The organism is Stenotrophomonas sp. Steno-C17 (genome assembly GCF_056393165.1).
In genome coordinates, this window is sequence record NZ_JBWJPD010000005.1 from 1 (window position 1) to 19835 (window position 19835).

Sequence of the window (19835 nt, forward strand, 5' to 3'; positions counted from 1 at the left end):
CACCCAAAAACCCCGCTGCACATGCAGCGGGGTTTTTTCTTTGCGCGAAAGCGGGAGCCCGGTAGATTCACGCCATGCGTGGACGGAAAGCAGTGCCAACCAAGGTTGGCACCTACCAGAGCTGACCCCGGTAGATCCACGCCATGCGTGGACGGAAAGCAGTGCCAACCAAGGTTGGCACCTACCAGAGCTGACCCCGGTAGATCCACGCCATGCGTGGATGGAAAGCAGTGCCAACCAAGGTTGGCACCTGCCAGAGCTGGCCCCGGTAGATCCACGCCATGCGTGGACGGAGAGCAGTGCCAACCACGGTTGGCACCTACCAGAGCTGACCCCGGTAGATCCACGCCATGCGTGGATGGAAAGCAGTGCCAACCAAGGTTGGCACCTACCAGGGGGCGCGCGGGGCGCGCCCCCTGTCTTTCCTCAGTCGATCAACGCCGGTTCGCGATCGCGGTGGAACACCGCTACGGCGGCGGTCAACGCGCCGGCCTGGGCCTGCAGTTCGCGGGCTGCGGCGGTGGCTTCTTCCACCAGTGCGGCGTTCTGCTGCGTGGCCTGGTCCATCTGTACCACCGTCTGGTTGATCTGCTCGATGCCGCTGGACTGCTCCTGCGATGCGCCGGAGATCTCCTGCATCAGCGCGCTGACATCCTGCACACCGCTGACAATGCCCTGCATGCGTCGACCGGCGTCGGCGACCAGATGCGCGCCCTCGCTCACCTGGCGCCCGGCTTCATCGATCAATCCCTTGATCTCATGGGCGGCCGAGGCCGAGCGCTGGGCCAGCACGCGGACCTCACTGGCGACCACGGCGAAGCCACGCCCCTGCTCACCGGCACGGGCGGCTTCGACGGCCGCATTCAAGGCCAGGATGTTGGTCTGGAACGCGATGCCATCAATGACGCCGGTGATGTCGCCGATCCGCCGCGACGCGGCTTCGATGGCCTGCATGGTGTCGACCACGCGCTGCATGGCGCGGTCGCCTTCGCTGGCCACGCCCTGGGTCGACGACGCGAGATCGCTGGCCTGATGGGCGTGGCTGGCGTTCCGCCGCACGGTGGCGGTCAGTTCTTCCATGGAGGCGGCGGTTTCCTGCAGGTGCGCGGCCTGGCGCTCACTGCGCTCTGACAACGCGCCGTTGCCGGCGGCGATCTCGCTGGCGGCGGTGCTGATGGCGGTCGCGCACTGCTGGATGTGGCCCACCATGGACGACAGCTGCGCGGCGGTGGCATTGGCGTCGCGCGCGATCGCGGCGAAGGCGCCCTGGTAGTCACCGTGCATGCGCTGGTCCAGATCGCCCTGCGCCAGCGCCGCCAGCATCCGCCGCACGTCGTCGACGGTGCTGCCAACGGTGGCCAGCAGTTGGTTGATGCCACCGGTCAGGCCATCCAGGAAGCTGGCGCCCTCGGCGGGGCGCAGACGCTGGTCGAGATCGCCCGCGGCGGCGGCGGTGACGATGTCGGCCACCGCATTCTCCAGCAGCAGCTCGTGGGTGCGGTCGTGCCATTCCACCGCGAAGCCCAGACGCTGGCCCTGTGCATCGAACACCGGGGTGACCACCTGGGCGAAGTGCACCGGTCCGATCCGGACCTTGCCGTTGTGCGTTGCCTGCAGGCCATTGAGGATGGCGCGGATGCGGTCGGGGTTGGCATGGAAGCGATGGATGCTGGTGCCGACCAGGCGTTCGGCATCGAAATCCGGGAAGGCTTCGCGCAGCGTGGCCTGCTGGTTGCGCAGCAGCGCCACCACCGAGCGGTTCACATAGCGGATCACGTGATCGTTGTCGGCGATCATCATCGACGTGCGCGAGGCGTCCAGCGCCTGGCGGATCTGGGCATTCTCAGCGTGCAGGGCTGTGTCGCGGCTGCGCTGCGCCTGCACGTGGCGCGCGGTATCGGCCAGGGCGTGTGCCAACGTACCGGGCAGGTAGTCCTGGGCATTGGCATGTGCACTCAGATCGGCGCCGGTAGCGATGTCACGCGCCAGTGCCGCCAGGCGGCGTGGACCATGACCGAGCGCTTCGGTCTGTTGGCGCAGGCGCTGGGCGGCCTCGCCGATGAGCACGGTGATGGCAGCGACCAGGGCGGCCTGCAGCAGCGAAGCTGCCCAGCCACTGCCCTGCAGCGCTGGCGCCAGTGCGAAGAGCGTACCGATGCTGCCGGCCAGCCACACTGGCACGCGGTTGCGATAGGCGACCAGGCAGGCCAGCAGGACGCACTGCGGCAGCCCGACCGCCACGCCGAGGATCGAACACAGCAGCCCGATCTGCACGGACAGCAGCACGGCCAAGCCGTTGCGCGCGGGCGCCTGCCCGGCCCAACGCAGGCCCAGCACGACGGCGGGCACGCCGGCCGCGGCGATGATGGCTGCCAGCGTCGGCGACGCCGTCCACGTGGCGGCGGCCCCGGCTACCGCCAGCGCGGCGCTCACCAGGGTCAGCCGCCGATCGGCGCGGTGCGCCAGTTCCTGCAGGTATGGGAGACGTTCGCGCTTGCGACCGCGTGAGGGTGGGGGTACGGCAGACATCGGAAACTCCTGGTTCAACGAACAGCAACGGCCCTGCGGCGCGGCACGCGTGCGGGCGTGACCACGGCAGGGTGGACGATGGGGGAGGGGGCGCCGCACAGGGCGCCGGCAGACAGGAACACCGTGGCCACATCCTGTGGATGACGGTGCAGCAATGCAGACATGCGTGCTTCCTTGCAGAACCCAGACAGGCCGCCGGCCCGGGCGGGCTGGCGGAGTGCGGGCGAAAGGGCCCGCAACTGTTCTATCGGCCGCCGCTACGCGCAGTGAAGCGCGGCGGCACGCATCGGGTCAGCCGGCGTTGCGCTCTTCAAAGAACGCGGTGATGACCGCGGCGATCTGCGCCGGGTGCTCCATGTGCAGGTGGTGGTTGCCGGCGAACACGGCCAGGCGCCCGTCGCGCAGGTGCTGCAGGCGCTCGCTGCGCATGGGTTCGGGATAGTAGGACTGGGCCGGCGTGGCGTAGATCACCTGGGTGGGGCAGGCAATGGCCTGCAGCAGGTTGTCGATCTGTCCTTCGCTGAGACGGATGGCGGTGGGCAGCATCAACCGTGGATCGCTGCACCAGCGGTAGCCGCCTTCCACGGCTTCCACGCCGCGCTCAACCAGCAGGCGCGCGCACCCTTCGCTGAGCTGGTTGGCCATCATCCGTGCGCGCACGGGCGCGGCCAGGTCGGCGAAAACCCGCAGTTGCTTGCGCGCCAACCCGCGGCTGGCCTGCACATGATCGCGCAGGCGCTCGGCGGTCTCTTCTTCTGGCCCGCGCAGGCCACCCAGCGCCTCGATGGCAACCAGCTGCTGCACGCGATCACTGACGGCGGCGGTGAGGCTGGCGATGCCGGCGCCCATGGAGTGGCCGATCAGGCTGAAGCGATCCCAGCCCAGCGCGTCGGCAACGTCGAGCACATGGGTGATGGCGGCAGGCGTGGTGTAGGGCGCGCCCGGCGGCAGATGCGCACTGTGGCCGTGCCCCGGCAGATCGATGGCCACCAGGTCCAGCTGTGGCAGATGGGGCGCCAGCGGGATGAAACTGGCGGCATTGTCCAGCCAACCATGCAGGGCCAGCACGCGCGGGCCGGGACCGGCCTGGCGCAGGCCCGCCACGCGTGCGCCGGCAACATTCAGTTCGAACGGTTGCAGGCTCATGCCAGCGCCGCCGTGGCCAGTCGCGCCAGGGCACGAGCGTGCTCGGTGTCGGCGTTCAGGCAGGGGATGTAGCGCATCTGCGCGCCGCGCTCGGCCAGGGTCTCGGTGAAACCCATGGCGACCTCTTCCAGTGTTTCCAGGCAATCGGTGGCAAAGCCCGGGCAGACCACGTCGATCTTCTTCACCCCGGCTTCGGCCAGCTCCCACAGGCGCGGCTCGGCGTAGGGCTGCAGCCAGCGTTCGCGGCCGAAGCGCGACTGGTAGCCCATCTGCCACTCGTCCTGGCCCAGGCCCAACGCGGCGGCAATGGCGGCAGCGCTGGCTTCGCAGCGCTGGGGATACGGGTCGCCGGCATCGGCCAGCCGCTGCGGAATGCCATGGAAGGAAAACATCAGCGTTTGTGCGCGGCCGTGCGTGTCCCAGTAGCGGCGGATCGATGCCGCCACGGCCGCCACCCACTGCGGATCGGTGGCGTAGTCCTGCACCAGGCTGATGTGGACGCCGGGGTTGCGGCGCTGCCAGTCGGCAACACGGTCTTCCACCGAGGCGGTGGTGGTGGTCGAGTACTGCGGGTACAGCGGCAGCACCGCGATGCGGCGCACGCCCTCGCTGACCAAGCGGTCCAGTTCGCCGGCCAGTGCCGGTTGCCCGTAGCGCATGGCGTGGCGCACCCGCAGCTGCGGCAGTTCCGTCTGCATGGCCTGCGCCAGCTGGCGGGTGTGCACCATCAACGGCGAGCCGTCGGGCAGCCATACCTGCGCATACTTGGCGGCCGAACGGCTGCTGCGCAGCGGCAGGATCAGCCCGCGCAGCAGCGGCTGCCACAGCAGCGCTGGAATCGAGACCACGCGGGGGTCGGAGAGGAATTCAGCCAGGTAACGGCGAACGGCGGGAGCCGTCGGCGTCTCGGGCGTGCCTAGGTTGACCGCCAGCACGGCGGTATCGGGTGCGTCGAGCATGCTGACCATTGTCGCCGATCCGATGTGCTGCCGGCATCGCTTCTGCGCATGGTGCCCATCGCCACTGACAATCACCGCGCGCGCTCATTGGCGATTCATCGCAACACTACTAATTTCAGTTACTTGCTATATCTTCCTATGGACTGACTTCTGGAGCCTGCCATGCGTCGCCCGATCCAAGCCCTGCTGATCGCCGCCAGCCTGCTTTCCAGCCAGGCCATGGCCGGACCGCAGGAAGACCAGCGCGCCCGCAACGCGGTGCGTGTGCTGGCTGAAATCCAGGAAATTCCCGAACAGGGAATTCCGGACAAACTACTGGACGAAGGCCGCGCGGTCATCGTCATTCCCGACACGATCAAGGCCGGTCTGGTCATCGGTGGCCGTCGCGGCCATGGCCTGATGTCGGTGCGCATGCCGAACGGGGCCTGGTCGAACCCGGTGTTCATCAAGCTGACCGGCGGCAGCATCGGCTTCCAGGCCGGCGTGCAGTCGTCGGACGTGGTGCTGGTGTTCCGCAATGACCGCAGCCTGGACAATCTGGTCAACGGCAAGTTCACCCTGGGCGCCGATGCCGGCGTGGCCGCGGGCCCGGTGGGCCGCAATGCCGCCGCCGCCACCGACGGCCAGCTGAAGGCGGAAATCTGGTCGTGGTCGCGTGCCCGCGGCCTGTTCGCTGGCGTGGCCCTGGATGGCGCGGTGCTGCAGATCGACGATGCGGCCAACCTGGACGCCTACGGCAGCAACACCACCCCGCGCATGATCTTCGAAGGCCGTGCCGTGGGCGCGCCGTCGATGGACGTGGTGGCCTTCCGTGACCGTCTGGAAGAGGCCACCTACGCCGCCCGCAACAACCGCAATGGCAGTGGCGCCACTGCCACCGCCAGTGCACCGCCGCCGCCGTCGAGCAACCCGACGGTGCCTGTTCAGGCGCCGCCGGCCGAAGCGACCACCGCGCCGCTGCAGAACGTGCCGCAGAACCCGCCACCGCAGCAGCAGGGCTTCCAGCCGGTGGGCGACGGTGAAATCCGCACCGAGACGCTGGGCGGCAACTGACTTTCGTCACGCGCGCCGGCTTACGGCCGGTGCGCTATGCTCGACAGCCTGATCACTAACGTAACGAGCGACTTATGGGCAGTTTCAGCATCTGGCATTGGTTGGTCGTACTGGCCATCGTACTGCTGGTGTTCGGCACCAAGCGCCTGACCAGCGGCGCCAAGGACCTCGGCTCGGCGGTGAAGGAATTCAAGAAGGGCATGCGTGACGAGGACAAGCCCGCCGCGCAGCTGGGCGACGAATCGCGCAGCCAGGATGCCTCGCGCACCGCGCAGGACGAGCACGACCGCACCCCGCGTTGATCCGGAGCGGTCACGGTGTTTGATATCGGCTTCAGCGAACTGCTGGTGATTGCCGTGGTCGCCCTGGTGGTGCTCGGTCCCGAGCGCCTGCCCAAGGCGGCCCGTTTCGCCGGCCTGTGGGTGCGCCGTGCGCGCAATCAGTGGGATTCGGTGAAGCAGGAGCTGGAGCGCGAACTGCACGCCGAGGAGATCAAGCGGCAGATGCAGGACGTGCGACAGAGCATGCAGGATACCGAGAGCCAGCTGCGCGCCAGTGGTGAGGCGGTGCGCCGCGAGGCGACCCAGGCGCAGCAGCACGGTGACGCGCTGGCCGACGAAGTGCGGGCGCCGACGCCTGCGGCGGCGCAGACACCGCCGCATCTGGTCGATGCGCCCAGCGCATCCCCCGATATCACCTCCGAAGCGGATTCCCCCGCTACGCCGGCCACACCGCCGGAGCGCCAGCCATGAGCGATCAGGACTTCGGCGAGAGCTCGCTGGTCGAACACCTGGTGGAACTGCGTGCGCGCCTGGTGCGTGCGCTGCTGGGCCTGGGCGTGGTGCTGCTGGGCCTGTTGCCGTTCACCCAGAAGCTGTACACCGCACTGGCGCATCCGTTGGTGTCGCAGCTGCCGAACGGGCAGACGATGATCGCCACCAATCCGGCCGGTGCGTTCTTCGCGCCGTTGAAGCTGACCTTCTTCGTGGCCCTGTTCGTGGCCGTGCCGTGGCTGCTGTACCAGCTGTGGGCGTTCGTGGCGCCGGGCCTGTATGCCCGCGAAAAGCGCCTGGCCGTACCGCTGCTGGTGTCGTCGGTGCTGCTGTTCTACACCGGCTGCGCGTTCGCCTACTTCCTGGTGCTGCCGGCGGTGTTCCACTTCCTGACCACCTTCAGTCCGGAAGTGATCGCACTCACGCCCGATGCGAACGCCTATCTGGACTTCGTGCTGGCGATCTTCTTCGCCTTCGGCGGCAGTTTCGAACTGCCGGTGGCCATGGTGATCCTGGTGCTGCTGGGCTGGGTGACGCCGCAGCAGTTCAAGGAAGGCCGCGGTTACGCGATTGTCGGCATCTTCGTGGTGGCCGCCGTGCTGACCCCGCCGGACGTGGTCTCACAGCTGATGCTGGCCATTCCAATGTGCCTGCTCTACGAGCTGGGCATCCACGCCGCGCGCTGGCTGGTGCCGTCTTCAGTGGCGAAGAAACCCGCCGCCTGATGCGGGAACGCCGGGCATTGCCCGGCGTTCTTCATTGATCCGCTTCATCCACGCATGGCGTGGATCTACTGCGGTGCAGGTCAGGCGTGGATCTACCCCGGCAGGTCAGGCGTGGAAGATGTCGCTGGACGGCGGCGTGGCCGGAATCGGCGGCGCTGCGCGGCTGCCGCGGTGCACGAACATCTGCTTCCAGGCCGCGTAGACCGCGCCCACGTACAGCGGCATGAGCACGGTGGTCAGCACCAGCTGGGCAATGAATGCGGCCGCCAGCGGGCCGCCGATCAGCATGGCCAGCTGGATGACGATGACGAACGCGATGTAGCCGCAGAACAGCGCGATCACGCTCAGCAGCGCGAACACCACCATCGCCCCCAGGTTCTCGACACAGCCCTGCAGGCTCAGGCGCAGCGCGTGCATGCCACTCTGCTTGTCGAACACCACCAGCGCCGGCTGGGTGAACATGGCCAGGGTGAGCGCGATGGCGGTGACGAACACCAGCAGCATCCACAGCGCGATGCGCTTGGCCGGCAGGTTGGCCACCAGTGCGGCGGCATCGTCGGGGCTGATCTGCTGCCCGCTCTGGCCGATTTCTTCCATCCGCTTCATGACCTCGTTGAAGGCGGCAAAGCCTTCGCGGCCGATCATCAGGTACAGCAGCACGCCCAGCATCAGCACCGCCAGCACCTGGATCACCAGCGGCAACAGCAGGTGGCTGACGCGGTGGTCGCGGATCGGCTGCAGCAGGTGGGTGGCCAGGCCGGGGCGGCCTTCGTCGATCTCGCCCACGGCATACAGCATGCCGCCGAACATGATCGGCGAAATGGCCAGGGTCATCAGCTGCACTGCCAGCCCGCCCGCACCGGGAATGAGCGTGGACAGCAGGGTGACCACCCAGCTCACCAGCATCCAGGTCAGGCCGATCCGGGCCAGCTGCAGCGGCGCACGCCGGTACAGGGAGAACGTATCCAGCAACCACTGGGCGCCCGCCGAAGCCGGCAGCTTGCGAATCTCTTTCATGGACATCCGGGATGGACAGTAGGGGGCCGGGCCGGGGCCCGTGCCGCCGATTATCCCTGTTTTGCCACCGGCTGGGCTGAAGACAGCCGGGCCTGGCGCACGAAACGGCGCAGCAGCTGCCGGGCCAGCGGTGCCGCGCTGACCGCCCGTTCCACGCTGCGGGCGCAGCCGCCGTGGCGACCGATGCAGTCGGCGCGGGCGCGCACGTAGCCGCGCATGTGGTGGGTGGCGAATTCGGGGTGGAACTGCACCCCCCAGGCCTGCCGGCCCCAGCGGAACGCGTGGCAGCCGTCCAGCGGCGAGCGGGCCAGCACCGCCGCGCCTTCCGGCGCACGCAGCACGGTCTGCAGGTGGGTGGCGTGGGCCGCGAAATGCTGCGGCAGCCCGCTGAACAACGGATCTTCGGCCGCGGCCGGGTCCAGTTCCAGCTCGATCGTGCCCGACTCGCGCCCGGCCGGGTTGTAGGCCACTTCACCGCCCAGCGCGTGGGCCAGCAACTGGTGGCCATAGCAGATGCCGAACACCGGTACGCCGTCGTGCACCGCCGCGCGCAGCCAGGCCGCGCTGCGTTCGCTCCAGTCGGCACGGTCGGTCACGTAGGCGGCCGAACCGCTGACCAGCACGCCGGCGAACGCACGCGGATCGGGCAGGGCGGCACCGTGTTCGACGTCGACCACCACGGTCTGCCGTTCTTCCAGGCCGGCCGCCACCCGGATCCAGTGCGGAAAGCGCCCGTAACGGCGCAGGGTCGGCACCGGGCGGCCGGTTTCAAGGATCAGGAAGGGGGCTGGATTCATCCGGGGGCGGCAGCACTGACAGGACTTCCTCGATTGTAGTCAGCCCCTGCGCCACCTTTTCAAGCCCGGCCTGGCGCAGGGTTCGCAATCCTTCAGCACGCGCGGCCCGGCTGAAACCGGCCAGATCGATGTCCGCGCGGATCAGCCCGCGCAGCCGCGAACCCAATGGCAGCAACTCATACAGCCCGATGCGGCCGAGGAAACCGGTGCGCCGGCACTCCAGGCAACCGACCGGCCGACAGGGCGTGGCGGCATCTGGATATGCCGCATAGCTATCAGCCAGCACCGCCCAATCGGCCGGTCCCAGCGTGTGCGGCTGCTTGCAGTGCGGGCACAGGGTGCGCACCAGGCGCTGGGCCAGGATGCCGTTCACGGTGGACGCCAGCAGGTAATGCGGCACGCCGATATCCAGCAGGCGGGTGATGGCCGAGGGCGCATCGTTGGTATGCAGGGTGGACAGCACCAGGTGGCCGGTGAGCGAGGCCTGCACCGCCATCTGTGCGGTTTCCAGGTCGCGGATCTCGCCGATCATGATGATGTCCGGGTCCTGCCGCAGCAGGGTGCGCACGCCGGCGGCGAAATCCAGGTCGATGTTGGTCTGCACCTGCATCTGGTTGAACTCGGCGGCGATCATCTCGATCGGGTCTTCCACCGTGCACACGTTCACGTCCGGCGTGGCCAGCCGCTTCAGGGTGGAATACAGGGTGGTGGTCTTGCCCGAGCCGGTGGGGCCGGTGACCAGCACGATGCCGTGCGGGCGCTCGACCAGGGCGTTCCAGCCGGCCGCTTCCTGCGGGCTGAAGCCGAGCTGGTCGATGCTCTTGAAGGCGGCATCCGGGTCGAAGATGCGCATCACGCACTTCTCGCCGAACGCGGTGGGCATGGTGGACAGGCGCATTTCCACTTCGCGCCCGCCCGGCGAGCGGGTCTTGATGCGGCCATCCTGCGGCCGCCGGCGCTCGGCCAGGTCCATGCGCCCCAGCACCTTGATGCGGCTGACCACGGCGGTCATCACTGCCGGTGGCACCTCGAACACCTTGTGCAGCACGCCGTCGATGCGGAAACGCATGCGCCCCATGTCGCGGCGCGGTTCCAGGTGGATGTCCGAGGCACGCTGTTCGTAGGCGTACTGCAGCAGCCAGTCGACGATGTGCACGATGTGCTGGTCGTCGGCGTTGACGTCGCCGGTGCGACCCAGTTCCACCAGCTGTTCGAAGCTGGGCAGGGTGGCGTTGGCTTCGCCGCGCACGTCGCCCCGGGCGCCGCGCACCGAGCGGGTGACGCCGAAGAACTCCATGGTGTAACGGTGCAGGTCCAGCGGGTTGACCACGGCCAGTTCGATCTGGCGCCGGGTCAGGTGCTGCAGGTCGCGGCGCCATTCCTGCGCCAGCGGTTCGCTGGTGGCCACCAGCACGCGTTCGCTGTCCACCGCCAGTGGCAGGAAGCGGTGGCGGCGCGCATAGGCGTGGGAGGCCACCGCGGTGACGCTGGCCACGTCGACCCGGGTCGGATCGATGCGCAGGTAGCGGCAGCCGGTGCGCTGGGCCAGCCATTCGGTCAACCGTTCCAGGCTCAGCTCACCGCCGTCGCTGGCGGCCAGCTTCAGGTTGGACAGCAGCACCAGTGGATGCACTTCGCTGGCATTGCGCGCGCCCTGCGCGGAAAAGCGCACGCGCTCGCGGTCGGCTGTGGCGACCCTGCCATCGGCCAGCAGCGCGGCGGCCACCTGCTCGAACTGCAGTCGCCCCGGGGGCAGCGGCACCGCGCCCGGATCGCCGGACATCCCCACCGGCAGCCGGTGATCCATCTGCCTGCTCCTCCCGGGTACGGAATGCCCCGCAGGTCGGCCGCTATACTAGCGCACCCCTTTGCCGGCCAAGAATCGTCCGCATGTCCGCGACCCCGACCGTTCCGATCACCTTCCAGGGCCTGATCCAGACCCTGAACCAGTTCTGGGCCCAGCAGGGCTGCGTGCTCATCCAGCCGCTCGACCTGGAGGTGGGCGCCGGTACGTTCCACCCGGCCACCTTCCTGCGTGCGATCGGCCCGGAAGGCTGGAACGCGGCGTACGTGCAGCCTTCGCGCCGCCCGACCGACGGCCGCTACGGCGAAAACCCCAACCGCCTGCAGCGCTACTACCAGTACCAGGTAGCGATGAAGCCGGCGCCGGACAACATCCAGCAGCTGTACCTGGATTCGCTGAAGGCACTGGGCATCGACCCGCTGGTGCACGACCTGCGCTTCGTGGAAGACAACTGGGAATCGCCGACCCTGGGGGCCTGGGGCCTGGGCTGGGAAGTCTGGCTCAACGGCATGGAAGTGACCCAGTTCACCTACTTCCAGCAGGCCGGTGGCCTGGAGTGCCGCCCGGTGCTGGGCGAGATCACCTACGGTCTCGAGCGCCTGTGCATGTACCTGCAGAACTGCGACAACGTCTACGACCTGGTCTGGACCTACGGCCCGGACGGCCAGCCGGTGACCTACGGCGACGTCTACCACCAGAACGAGGTGGAGCAGAGCACCTACAACTTCGAACACGCCGACGTGGAAGAGATGTTCCACCGCTTCGATGCGTGTGAGCGCGAGGCGCAGAAGCTGGTGGAAGTGAACCTGCCGCTGCCGGCCTACGAGCAGGTGATGAAGGCCAGCCACACCTTCAACCTGCTGGATGCGCGCCGTGCGATCAGCGTGACCGAACGCCAGCGCTACATCCTGCGCGTGCGCGCGCTGGCCCAGGCGGTGGCCAAGGCGTACTACGAGCAGCGCGAGAAGCTGGGCTTCCCTGGCGCGAAGAAGGCCTGAGGGCCGCGCTTTCCACCCCTTCCGGGCGCCGGTCGCGTTGCGCGCTGCGCCCCCACCACAGGATTGAAACGATGAGCCAACTGTCCCCCCTGCTGATCGAACTGGGCACCGAAGAGCTGCCCGTGAAGGCGCTGCCGGGCTTGGCCCAGGCCTTCTTCGACGGTGTTGTCGATGGCCTGCGCAAGCGCGGTGTCGAACTGGAACTGGGCGATGCCCGCCCGCTGTCCACCCCGCGCCGCCTGGCCGTGCTGCTGCCCGGCGTGGGCCTGGAACAGCCGGAACAGCGCAGTGAAGTGCTGGGCCCGTACCTGAACATCGCGCTGGATGCCGAAGGCCAGCCGACCAAGGCCCTGCAGGGTTTCGCGGCCAAGGCCGGGATCGACTGGACCGCGCTGGAAAAGACCAGCGACAACAAGGGCGAGCGCTTCGTGCACCGCGCCGTGAGCCCGGGCGCACGCACCGCTGCGCTGCTGCCGGAGATCCTGCGCGAGGCGATTGCCGCCATGCCCATTCCCAAGCCGATGCGCTGGGGCGACCACGACTGGGGCTTCGCCCGCCCGGTGCACTGGCTGGTGCTGCTGCACGGTGCTGACGTGGTCGACGCCGAGCTGTTCGGCCTGAAGGCCGATCGCATGAGCCGCGGCCATCGCTTCCACCACGACAAGACCGTGTGGCTGAGCCAGCCGCAGGACTACGTGGAATCGCTGCGCGCGGCCAAGGTGCTGGTCGACCCGGCCGAGCGCCGCGAGCGCATCGTGGCCGAGGTCGAGGCCGCAGCGGGTACCGCTGGCGGCAGTGCGCGCATCACCGAGGACAACCTGGAGCAGGTGGTGAACCTGGTCGAGTGGCCGGCGGCGGTGCTGTGCAGCTTCGAGCGCGCGTTCCTGGCCGTACCGCAGGAAGCGCTGATCGAGACCATGGAGATCAACCAGAAGTTCTTCCCGGTGCTGGATGACAGCGGCAGGCTGACCGAGAAGTTCATCGGCATCGCCAACATCGAATCGAAGGACGTGGCCGAAGTGGCCAAGGGCTACGAGCGCGTGATCCGCCCGCGTTTCGCCGATGCCAAGTTCTTCTTCGATGAAGACCTGAAGCAGGGCCTGGACGCGATGGGCGAGGGCCTGAAGACGGTGACCTACCAGGCCAAGCTGGGCAGCGTGGCCGACAAGGTGGCGCGCGTTTCCGCGCTGGCCGAGGTGATCGCATCGCAGGTCGGTGCCGATCCGCTGCTGGCCAAGCGTGCCGCGCAGCTGGCCAAGAACGATCTGCAGTCGCGCATGGTCAACGAGTTCCCCGAGCTGCAGGGCATCGCCGGCCGCCACTACGCGGTGGCCGGTGGGCAATCGCCGGAGGTGGCGCTGGCCATCGACGAGGCCTACCAGCCGCGCTTCGGTGGCGATGACATCGCGTTGTCGCCGCTGGGCAAGGTGCTGGCCATTGCCGAGCGCGTGGATACGCTGGCCGGTGGTTTCGCCGCGGGCCTGAAGCCGACCGGCAACAAGGACCCGTTCGCCCTGCGCCGCAACGCGCTGGGCCTGGCCCGTACCATCATTGAAAGCGGCTTCGAACTGGACCTGCGCGCGCTGCTGGCCAGCGCCAATGCCGGCCTGGCCGCGCGCGGCGTGCAGGCCGAGGTGGGCGAGCTGTACGACTTCATCCTGGACCGCCTGAAGGGCTACTACAGCGACAAGGGCGTGCCGGCCACCCACTTCAATGCGGTGGCCGAACTGAAGCCGGCTTCGCTGTACGACTTCGATCGCCGTCTTGACGCAATCGGCACGTTTGCCGCGTTGCCGGAGGCCGAAGCTCTGGCCGCGGCCAACAAGCGCATCCGCAACATCCTCCGCAAGGCCGAAGGCGACATCCCGGGCCAGATCGATGCATCGCTGCTGCAGGAAGACGCCGAGCGCGCGCTGGCCGAGGCGGTGACCGCGGCCATCGACGATACCGGCGCCAGCCTGCACCACAAGGATTACGTGGCCGTGCTGGCGCGCCTGGCCCGCCTGCGCCCGCAGGTGGATGCCTTCTTCGATGGCGTGATGGTCAATGCCGAAGACCCGGCACTGCGGGGCAACCGCCTGGCGCTGCTGACGATGCTGGGTGAGCGCCTGGGCAAGGTGGCGGCGATCGAGCATCTGTCGAGTTGACGGGGCCCCCCATCCACGCAGGGCGTGGATCTACCGGGGATGATGGATAGGCAGCGCCGGGCCATGCCCGGCGTTGTCGTTTTCGGCCAGATACCGCGCACAAAGCTGCGCATTTTGACTGCCACTTAACAACCGATCCCGATTCGCGCGCTGCATTTCGCATCGTCACGCGCGGTCGGTATGCTGTGCCGCATGCAGCCAAAGAACTACGCCCTGCCCCTGGTGCTCCTGTCCTTCGCCGTGGCCTCGTCCGCCCACGCGCGCGGCACCATCGACAAGGTGGAAATCAAGGGATTGGACAAGGGCGACGACGCCGAGATGATCGAGAACATCGAGGTCTCGCTCTCGCTCTACGAAACCATCGGCAAGGAACAGGGCGAATCGCGCCTGGAATACCTGCTGTCGCAGGCCGAGCGGCAGACCCGCCAGGCGCTGGAACCCTTTGGTTACTACAACCCGGTGATCACGGTGGAGGCGCCACGCCAGGACGAACACCTGCGGGTGGTGATCCATGTGGAAAAGGGGCCGCCGGTCACTGTGCGCCGCGAGCACATCGACATCACCGGCCCGGCCACCTACGACCAGTACCTGCAGGATGACCTGGCCGCGTTCAAGCCGCGCAAGGGCCAGCGCTTCGAACATACCCAGTACGAAGCCAGCAAGATCACCGTGACCCGGCGCCTGGCCGAGCGCGGCTACTTCGATGCCGACTACACCCAGCGCCAGGTGCAGATTACCCGGGCCGAGAACGCCGCCGACATCGACCTGACCTGGGACAGCGGCCGCCGCTACAACATGGGCCCGGTGCGCTTCGAGCAGGATTACTTCGTCGACAAGCTGTTCGACCCGCTGGTGTACTGGGAACAGGGCAGCTATTTCCACGAGGGCAAGCTGGACCGCCTGCGTGAATCGCTGACCAAGCTGGACTACTTCAGCGTGATCGACATCCAGCCGCGGCCGGACCAGGCCGACGACAACGGCGAAGTGCCGATCGATGTGAAGCTGACGCGCGCCAAGCGCACCATCTACACCGCGGGTGTGAGCTACGGCAGTGAGAGTGGCGCCGGTGTGCGCGGCGGCGTGGAGCGGCGGTTCCTGAACAGCCGCGGCCACAAGATGAACACCCAGCTGGACTATGCGCAGAAGCGCAAGAGCCTGATCAGCACCTACCGCATTCCGGCCTTCAAGTGGCTGGATGGCTGGTACGGGCTGACCGCCAGTGCCTATGACGAACAGACCGACTACATCGATCTGCGCAACTTCAAGCTGATCGCCAGCCGCAGCGGCGAGATCAACGAGCACTGGACCGCCATCGCCTCGATCAACGCGCTGCGCGAGCGCTGGCGCTATGCGTCGGGCACCGAGTTCACCGATGCGGTGTACAACACCTCCACGCTGGTCTACCCGCAGCTGGTGGCCGACTACGTGAACGTGGACGACGAGCTGTTCCCGCGCAGCGGCCTGAGTGGCAGTGCCACCCTGCGCGGCGGCGTGGAGGGCGCCGGCTCGGATACCAGTTTCGTGCAGGCCAACCTGCTGCTGCGCTGGTACATCCCGATCGGTGAGAGCAACCGCCTGATCCTGCGCGGCGAAGGCGGCACGACCTGGACCAGCGACCTGGTGGCCATGCCGCCCAGCCTGCGCTTCTTCGCCGGTGGCGACCGCAGCATCCGCGGTTATGCCTTCCGCGAAGTGGGCCCGCGCACGCCGGCGCCGGACAAGTACGCCCTGGGTGCGAAGAACCTGGTGATCGGCTCGGCCGAGTACGAGCACTATTTCAACGGCGGCCCGTGGGGTGCGGCGGTCTTTGTCGACACCGGCAGCGCGTTCGACAACACCATTGACCTGCACACCGGCGTCGGCTTCGGCGTGCGCTGGAAATCGCCGGTGGGCCCGGTGCGCGTGGATATCGCGCACGGTCTGAACAATCCGGATTCGCAGTTCCAGCTGTATCTGAACATCGGAGCGGACCTGTGAGCGCGCCCACGCCGAATCCGCCTGCGGGCAATCCGCCGCCGCGCGTGCGTTTCTACCGTCGCCGCCGTTTCTGGGCGTGGTCGGGGGTGGGCGTGCTGGGCCTGGTGCTGCTGGCCCTGCTGGCGGTCTACTGGCTGCTGCAGACCGTGGCCGGCCGCGACGTGCTGCTGGCACAGGTGGTGGCACGGTTGCCGGTGGGCGCCAGTTTCACCTGGGACAAGGTGGACGGCCCCGTCGCCGGCCCACTGACCCTGTACAACGTCGATTTCCGCTACGACGACATCCATTTCCACGCCGAGCGTGCGCACCTGGAACCGGACCTGCGCCCGTTGCTGGGCCGCAAGCTGCTGCTGGACCGGCTGGAGCTGACCAACGCGACCTTGAACCTGGCCAAGAGCGATGAGCCGTTCGAGCTGCCGTCGTGGCCCGACTCGCTGCCGCAGATCGAGATGCCGCTGGCCATCCAGGCCGACGTGATCGCCATCGACGGCTTCCGCATCACCCAGGCCAACGAGCCGCTGATCGACATCGCCCGCGTGCGCGGCGGCATCGAGATCGCCAATGGCGAGTTCCAGGCCCGGCAACTGGTGGTGGACAGTGACATGGGCGATTTCACTGCCCAGGGGCGCTACATTCCGGCCAAGGATTACGACACCGACGTGACCGTGACCGCCGTGCTGCCGGCCCCGCGCGGTCGCACCGCCGCCACCCTGGGCCTGGTCGCACGCGGCAACCTGGCGCACATGGAAGTGGGCGTGGCCGGTCGCGCGCCGAAGCCGCTGCGCGCCATGCTGGTATTCGACGGCCGTACCGATCCGACCTGGAGCGCCAGCGTGCGCAGCGATGAGCTGGATCTGGCGCTGCTGTCGCCGGCGCTGGCCGCATCGGCCATCGCACCGCTGTCGCTGGATTTCACCGCCACGGGCAAGGGTGGCCACGCCAACCTGCACGGAAAGCTGAAGCAGGGCGTGCAGGAACTGGAGCTGGCACCGTCGGTGGTATCGCTGGAAAACCAGGTGCTGAAGGTCTCGCCGCTGGTGCTGAAGGCGTTCGGCGGCGAAGCGCGCCTGCAGGGCACCGCCGATTTCAGCAACCCGGACCAGCAGACCCTGAATTTCTCGGTGATCGCCAGGAACCTGACCTGGGTGCCCGAGGCTGACCCGAACACCGCCGGCAGTGCGCCGGTGCCGGTCACCCTGCAGGAAGCGCGCTTCGGCCTGGCCGGTACATTGAAGGCGTGGGCGGCGATCGGCCGCGCGCAGGTTGAGCGCGAGCAGAAGCGTGCCGACCTGCGCTTCGATGTACGCGGCAACGACCAGTCCGCGTCGATCCGCGAACTGGTGGCGCAGACCCCCGGTGGCCAGTTGCAGGTGGAAGGCCAGGTGGCCTGGGCGCCACAGCTGGACTGGGATGCCAAGGCCAGCCTGAAGGACTTCGACCCGGGCTACTTCCTGCCGGGCTGGGACGGTCGCCTGTCGGGCAACCTGGCCTCGAAGGGGCGCCAGATTCCGCCGCCGGCCAGCGCTGCGGTCGGCACGGCACCCACGCTGGAAGCCACCGTCGATCTGCCTGCGCTGAAGGGCATGCTGCGCCAACGCAACGTGGATGCGAAGGGCAAGTTCGCGCTGCAGGGTGAGCAGGGCCAGGGTGAACTGGCGCTGGCGATCGGCAGCAGCCGGGTCACCGCCAAGGGCAAGGTGGGTGACCGCCTGGATATCGATGCGCGCTTCGAGCCGCTGCAGCTGAGCGATCTGCTACCCGGCGCCGACGGCGGCCTGCGCGGCCAGGTGCAGGTGACCGGCCCGCGCGATGCGCCGGACATCCGTGCCGACCTGGTGGGCAACAACATCGACTGGGACGGCTACGGCGCGCAGAGCCTGAGCATCCAGGGCAACCTGCCGTGGCGCGGCGACGCCGGGCGGCTGTCGATCCAGGGCCAGCAGGTCAATGCCGGCATGCTGCTGGAACGCCTGGCCATCGACGCGCAGGGCAGCGTGTCCAACCTGCGCCTGAGCGCGCAGACCCACAACGAACTGGGCGCGATCGACCTGCAGGGCAGCGTGCGCCAGCAGGGCGAGCAATGGCGCGGTGAACTGTCCACCCTGCGCATCGCGCCGGTGAAGGGCGATGCCTGGGCGTTGCGTGCACCGGCCGCCTTCGCGGTGAACGGCGGCACCTACACGCTGGCCGATACCTGCCTGGCGGCGGCCACCGGCGGCGCCCTGTGCGCGCAGGCCAACTGGCCGCGCGAAGGGCTGGTGGTGCGTGGTGATGCCTTGCCGCTGTCGCTGGTGCAGCCGTGGCTGCCGCCGCAGTCCGGGCGCCGCATCTACCTGCGTGGCGAACTGACCCTGGATGCGCAGATCCGCCCGCGCGGCAACGCCTGGGAGGGCCACGTGGAAGTGCGTTCGCCGGAAGGCGGCGTGCGCCTGGGCGAGAACCGCAACACCGGCACCGGTGCCAATGCCAACCGCGGTGAACTGGCGCGCTACGACCAGTTCTCGGTGAAGCTGGACATGACCCCGGCCAGCATCAAGGGCTACCTGGGCCTGGGCTTCCAGGGCAACGGCTTCGTCGATGCGAAATTCCAGACCGGCTGGGAGGCCAGCGCGCCGTTGAACGGCGAGCTGTACCTGAACATGTCGCGGCTGTACTGGCTGGAGCTGTTCTCGCCGGACATCGTGCGCCCCACCGGCCTGATCGAAGGCCACGTGAGCCTGCGCGGCACGCGTGGCCAGCCGTCGCTGGGCGGCGATGCGCAGCTGAGCAACTTCAAGGGTGAATTCCCGGCGCTGGGCCTGACCCTCGACCAGGGCAAGGGCAGCTTCATCGCCCAGCCCGATGGCTCGGCCAAGATCACCGCGCAGGCCAATTCGGGGCAGGGCACGCTGTACGTGGACGGCGGTCTGTCCTGGTTCGGCGATGCGCAGCCGCTGCAGCTGAAGATCCATGGCGAGAACGTGCTGGTGTCCAACACCAGCGAACTGCGCATCATTGCCAACCCGAACCTCGATTTCACCCTGGCCAAGGCCGCGATGGAACTGCGTGGCACGGTGCACGTGCCCGAGGCCGACATCGACCTGGAACGCCTGGACCGCGGCACGTCGGTGTCCGAAGACGTGGTGGTGCTGGACCCGGCCGACCCGGAGGAATCGCGCACCTCGCCGCTGGACATGGACCTGACGGTCAGTCTGGGCGACAAGGTGAAGATGACTGGCTTCGGCCTGAAGGGCGCGCTGACCGGCAAGATGCAGGTGTGGGCGCGACCGGGCCGCGAGATGACCGCCAATGGCGGCCTGGAAGTCAGTGGCCGCTACAAGGCCTATGGCCAGGACCTGACCATCACCCGCGGCAACCTCAACTGGAACTACAACGCGGTGTCGGACCCGCGCATCAACATCCGCGCCGAGCGCCGCATTGGCGACGTTACTGCGGGCATCGACGTCACCGGTCGTGCGCAGCAGCCACGCGCCGATGTCTGGTCCGATCCGGCCATGTCGCAGTCCGAAGCACTGGCCTATCTGGTGCTGGGCCGCAGCCTGACCAATGCCAGCAGCGACCAGACCCAGCAGGTCACCGCCGCTTCGGCCGCGCTGTCGGCCGGCAGCGGCCTGTTGGCCTCGCAGCTGGGCGCCAAGCTGGGCCTGGATGATGCGGGGGTCAGCCAGTCGCGCGCGCTGGGCGGTTCGGTGATTGGTTTTGGCAAGTACATCTCGCCCAAGCTGTACGTGGGCTACGGGGTGTCGATGGTCGGCAGCGGCTCGGTGCTGACGCTGAAATACCTGCTCAGCCGCGGCTTCGACGTGGAAGTGGAGTCGAGCACGGTGGAAAACCGTGGCTCGCTGAACTGGCGCCGGGAGAAGTAGCGCCGCGCCGGGGTCAGATCCCTTTCAATGAAAGGGATCTGACC

Annotated in this window: 15 protein-coding genes; 8 read left to right on the forward strand and 7 right to left on the reverse strand. The window is 68.1% G+C overall.

Annotated elements, in window-relative coordinates:
* Positions 1-426: 426 nt before the first annotated feature.
* The 4 genes from AC06FA_RS06020 to hemH form a co-directional block, all read right to left on the reverse strand.
* Positions 427-2529, reverse strand: coding sequence for a methyl-accepting chemotaxis protein (locus AC06FA_RS06020; RefSeq protein ID WP_478067518.1), 2103 nt, complete (start codon positions 2527-2529; stop codon positions 427-429).
* 14 nt (positions 2530-2543) lie between these two features.
* Entirely contained in the window at positions 2544-2693 is a 150-nt protein-coding gene (locus tag AC06FA_RS06025) for a hypothetical protein (protein WP_478067519.1), read from the reverse strand.
* A 127-nt stretch (positions 2694-2820) separates the two neighbouring features.
* Complete coding sequence (locus AC06FA_RS06030) at positions 2821-3675, reverse strand: alpha/beta fold hydrolase (protein ID WP_478067520.1); 855 nt, start codon at positions 3673-3675, stop codon at positions 2821-2823.
* Positions 3672-4634, reverse strand: coding sequence for a ferrochelatase (hemH, locus tag AC06FA_RS06035; RefSeq protein WP_478067521.1), 963 nt, complete (start codon positions 4632-4634; stop codon positions 3672-3674). The genes AC06FA_RS06030 and hemH overlap by 4 nt, the downstream gene beginning before the upstream one ends.
* A 162-nt stretch (positions 4635-4796) precedes the next feature.
* On the opposite strand from hemH, the gene AC06FA_RS06040 reads away from it, so the two are divergent.
* From AC06FA_RS06040 to tatC, 4 genes are all read left to right on the forward strand, one after another.
* Positions 4797-5687: a lipid-binding SYLF domain-containing protein gene (locus tag AC06FA_RS06040; protein ID WP_478067522.1), complete on the forward strand. Its 891-nt coding sequence runs from the start codon at positions 4797-4799 to the stop codon at positions 5685-5687.
* A 74-nt stretch (positions 5688-5761) separates the two neighbouring features.
* Positions 5762-5989, forward strand: a complete 228-nt coding sequence (tatA, locus tag AC06FA_RS06045) for a Sec-independent protein translocase subunit TatA (protein ID WP_108751385.1) — start codon at positions 5762-5764, stop codon at positions 5987-5989.
* A 15-nt stretch (positions 5990-6004) separates the two neighbouring features.
* Positions 6005-6439: a Sec-independent protein translocase protein TatB gene (gene tatB, locus AC06FA_RS06050; RefSeq protein WP_478067523.1), complete on the forward strand. Its 435-nt coding sequence runs from the start codon at positions 6005-6007 to the stop codon at positions 6437-6439.
* Complete coding sequence (gene tatC / locus AC06FA_RS06055) at positions 6436-7185, forward strand: twin-arginine translocase subunit TatC (protein WP_108751383.1); 750 nt, start codon at positions 6436-6438, stop codon at positions 7183-7185. The genes tatB and tatC overlap by 4 nt, the downstream gene beginning before the upstream one ends.
* 105 nt (positions 7186-7290) lie before the next feature.
* Here the strand turns inward: tatC and AC06FA_RS06060 are convergent, their stop codons facing one another.
* From AC06FA_RS06060 to AC06FA_RS06070, 3 genes are read right to left on the reverse strand one after another with little or no spacing between them, the layout of a single operon-like run.
* Positions 7291-8202, reverse strand: coding sequence for a BPSS1780 family membrane protein (locus AC06FA_RS06060; RefSeq protein WP_478067524.1), 912 nt, complete (start codon positions 8200-8202; stop codon positions 7291-7293).
* Positions 8203-8252: 50 nt separating this feature from the next.
* Positions 8253-8999: a glutamine amidotransferase gene (locus AC06FA_RS06065; protein WP_478067525.1), complete on the reverse strand. Its 747-nt coding sequence runs from the start codon at positions 8997-8999 to the stop codon at positions 8253-8255.
* On the reverse strand, positions 8971-10806 hold the full coding sequence (locus tag AC06FA_RS06070) for a GspE/PulE family protein (protein ID WP_478067527.1): 1836 nt from the start codon (positions 10804-10806) through the stop codon (positions 8971-8973). Before AC06FA_RS06070 ends, AC06FA_RS06065 begins: the two co-directional genes overlap by 29 nt.
* Before the next feature lie 83 nt (positions 10807-10889).
* Between AC06FA_RS06070 and glyQ the strand changes: the two genes are divergently transcribed.
* From glyQ to AC06FA_RS06090, 4 genes are all read left to right on the forward strand, one after another.
* Entirely contained in the window at positions 10890-11801 is a 912-nt protein-coding gene (glyQ, locus tag AC06FA_RS06075) for a glycine--tRNA ligase subunit alpha (protein ID WP_079224358.1), read from the forward strand.
* 71 nt (positions 11802-11872) lie between these two features.
* Positions 11873-13948 carry a glycine--tRNA ligase subunit beta gene (gene glyS / locus AC06FA_RS06080; RefSeq protein ID WP_478067529.1) on the forward strand — a complete coding sequence of 692 codons (2076 nt, stop codon included), beginning with the start codon at positions 11873-11875 and terminating at the stop codon, positions 13946-13948.
* Between the two features lie 180 nt (positions 13949-14128).
* On the forward strand, positions 14129-15925 hold the full coding sequence (locus tag AC06FA_RS06085) for an autotransporter assembly complex protein TamA (protein WP_478067530.1): 1797 nt from the start codon (positions 14129-14131) through the stop codon (positions 15923-15925).
* Positions 15922-19791 (forward strand): translocation/assembly module TamB domain-containing protein, encoded by a 3870-nt coding sequence (locus AC06FA_RS06090; protein ID WP_478067531.1) that lies wholly within the window; start codon positions 15922-15924, stop codon positions 19789-19791. Before AC06FA_RS06085 ends, AC06FA_RS06090 begins: the two co-directional genes overlap by 4 nt.
* The last annotated feature ends 44 nt before the right edge of the window (positions 19792-19835 follow it).

Coding starts and splice junctions, on each gene's coding strand:
- AC06FA_RS06020 (WP_478067518.1), bottom strand. CDS start 2,529: ATGTCTGCCGTACCCCCACCCTCACGCGGTCGCAAGCGCGAACGTCTC.
- AC06FA_RS06025 (WP_478067519.1), bottom strand. CDS start 2,693: ATGTCTGCATTGCTGCACCGTCATCCACAGGATGTGGCCACGGTGTTC.
- AC06FA_RS06030 (WP_478067520.1), bottom strand. CDS start 3,675: ATGAGCCTGCAACCGTTCGAACTGAATGTTGCCGGCGCACGCGTGGCG.
- hemH (WP_478067521.1), bottom strand. CDS start 4,634: ATGCTCGACGCACCCGATACCGCCGTGCTGGCGGTCAACCTAGGCACG.
- AC06FA_RS06040 (WP_478067522.1), top strand. CDS start 4,797: ATGCGTCGCCCGATCCAAGCCCTGCTGATCGCCGCCAGCCTGCTTTCC.
- tatA (WP_108751385.1), top strand. CDS start 5,762: ATGGGCAGTTTCAGCATCTGGCATTGGTTGGTCGTACTGGCCATCGTA.
- tatC (WP_108751383.1), top strand. CDS start 6,436: ATGAGCGATCAGGACTTCGGCGAGAGCTCGCTGGTCGAACACCTGGTG.
- AC06FA_RS06060 (WP_478067524.1), bottom strand. CDS start 8,202: ATGAAAGAGATTCGCAAGCTGCCGGCTTCGGCGGGCGCCCAGTGGTTG.
- AC06FA_RS06065 (WP_478067525.1), bottom strand. CDS start 8,999: ATGAATCCAGCCCCCTTCCTGATCCTTGAAACCGGCCGCCCGGTGCCG.
- AC06FA_RS06070 (WP_478067527.1), bottom strand. CDS start 10,806: ATGGATCACCGGCTGCCGGTGGGGATGTCCGGCGATCCGGGCGCGGTG.
- glyQ (WP_079224358.1), top strand. CDS start 10,890: ATGTCCGCGACCCCGACCGTTCCGATCACCTTCCAGGGCCTGATCCAG.
- glyS (WP_478067529.1), top strand. CDS start 11,873: ATGAGCCAACTGTCCCCCCTGCTGATCGAACTGGGCACCGAAGAGCTG.
- AC06FA_RS06085 (WP_478067530.1), top strand. CDS start 14,129: ATGCTGTGCCGCATGCAGCCAAAGAACTACGCCCTGCCCCTGGTGCTC.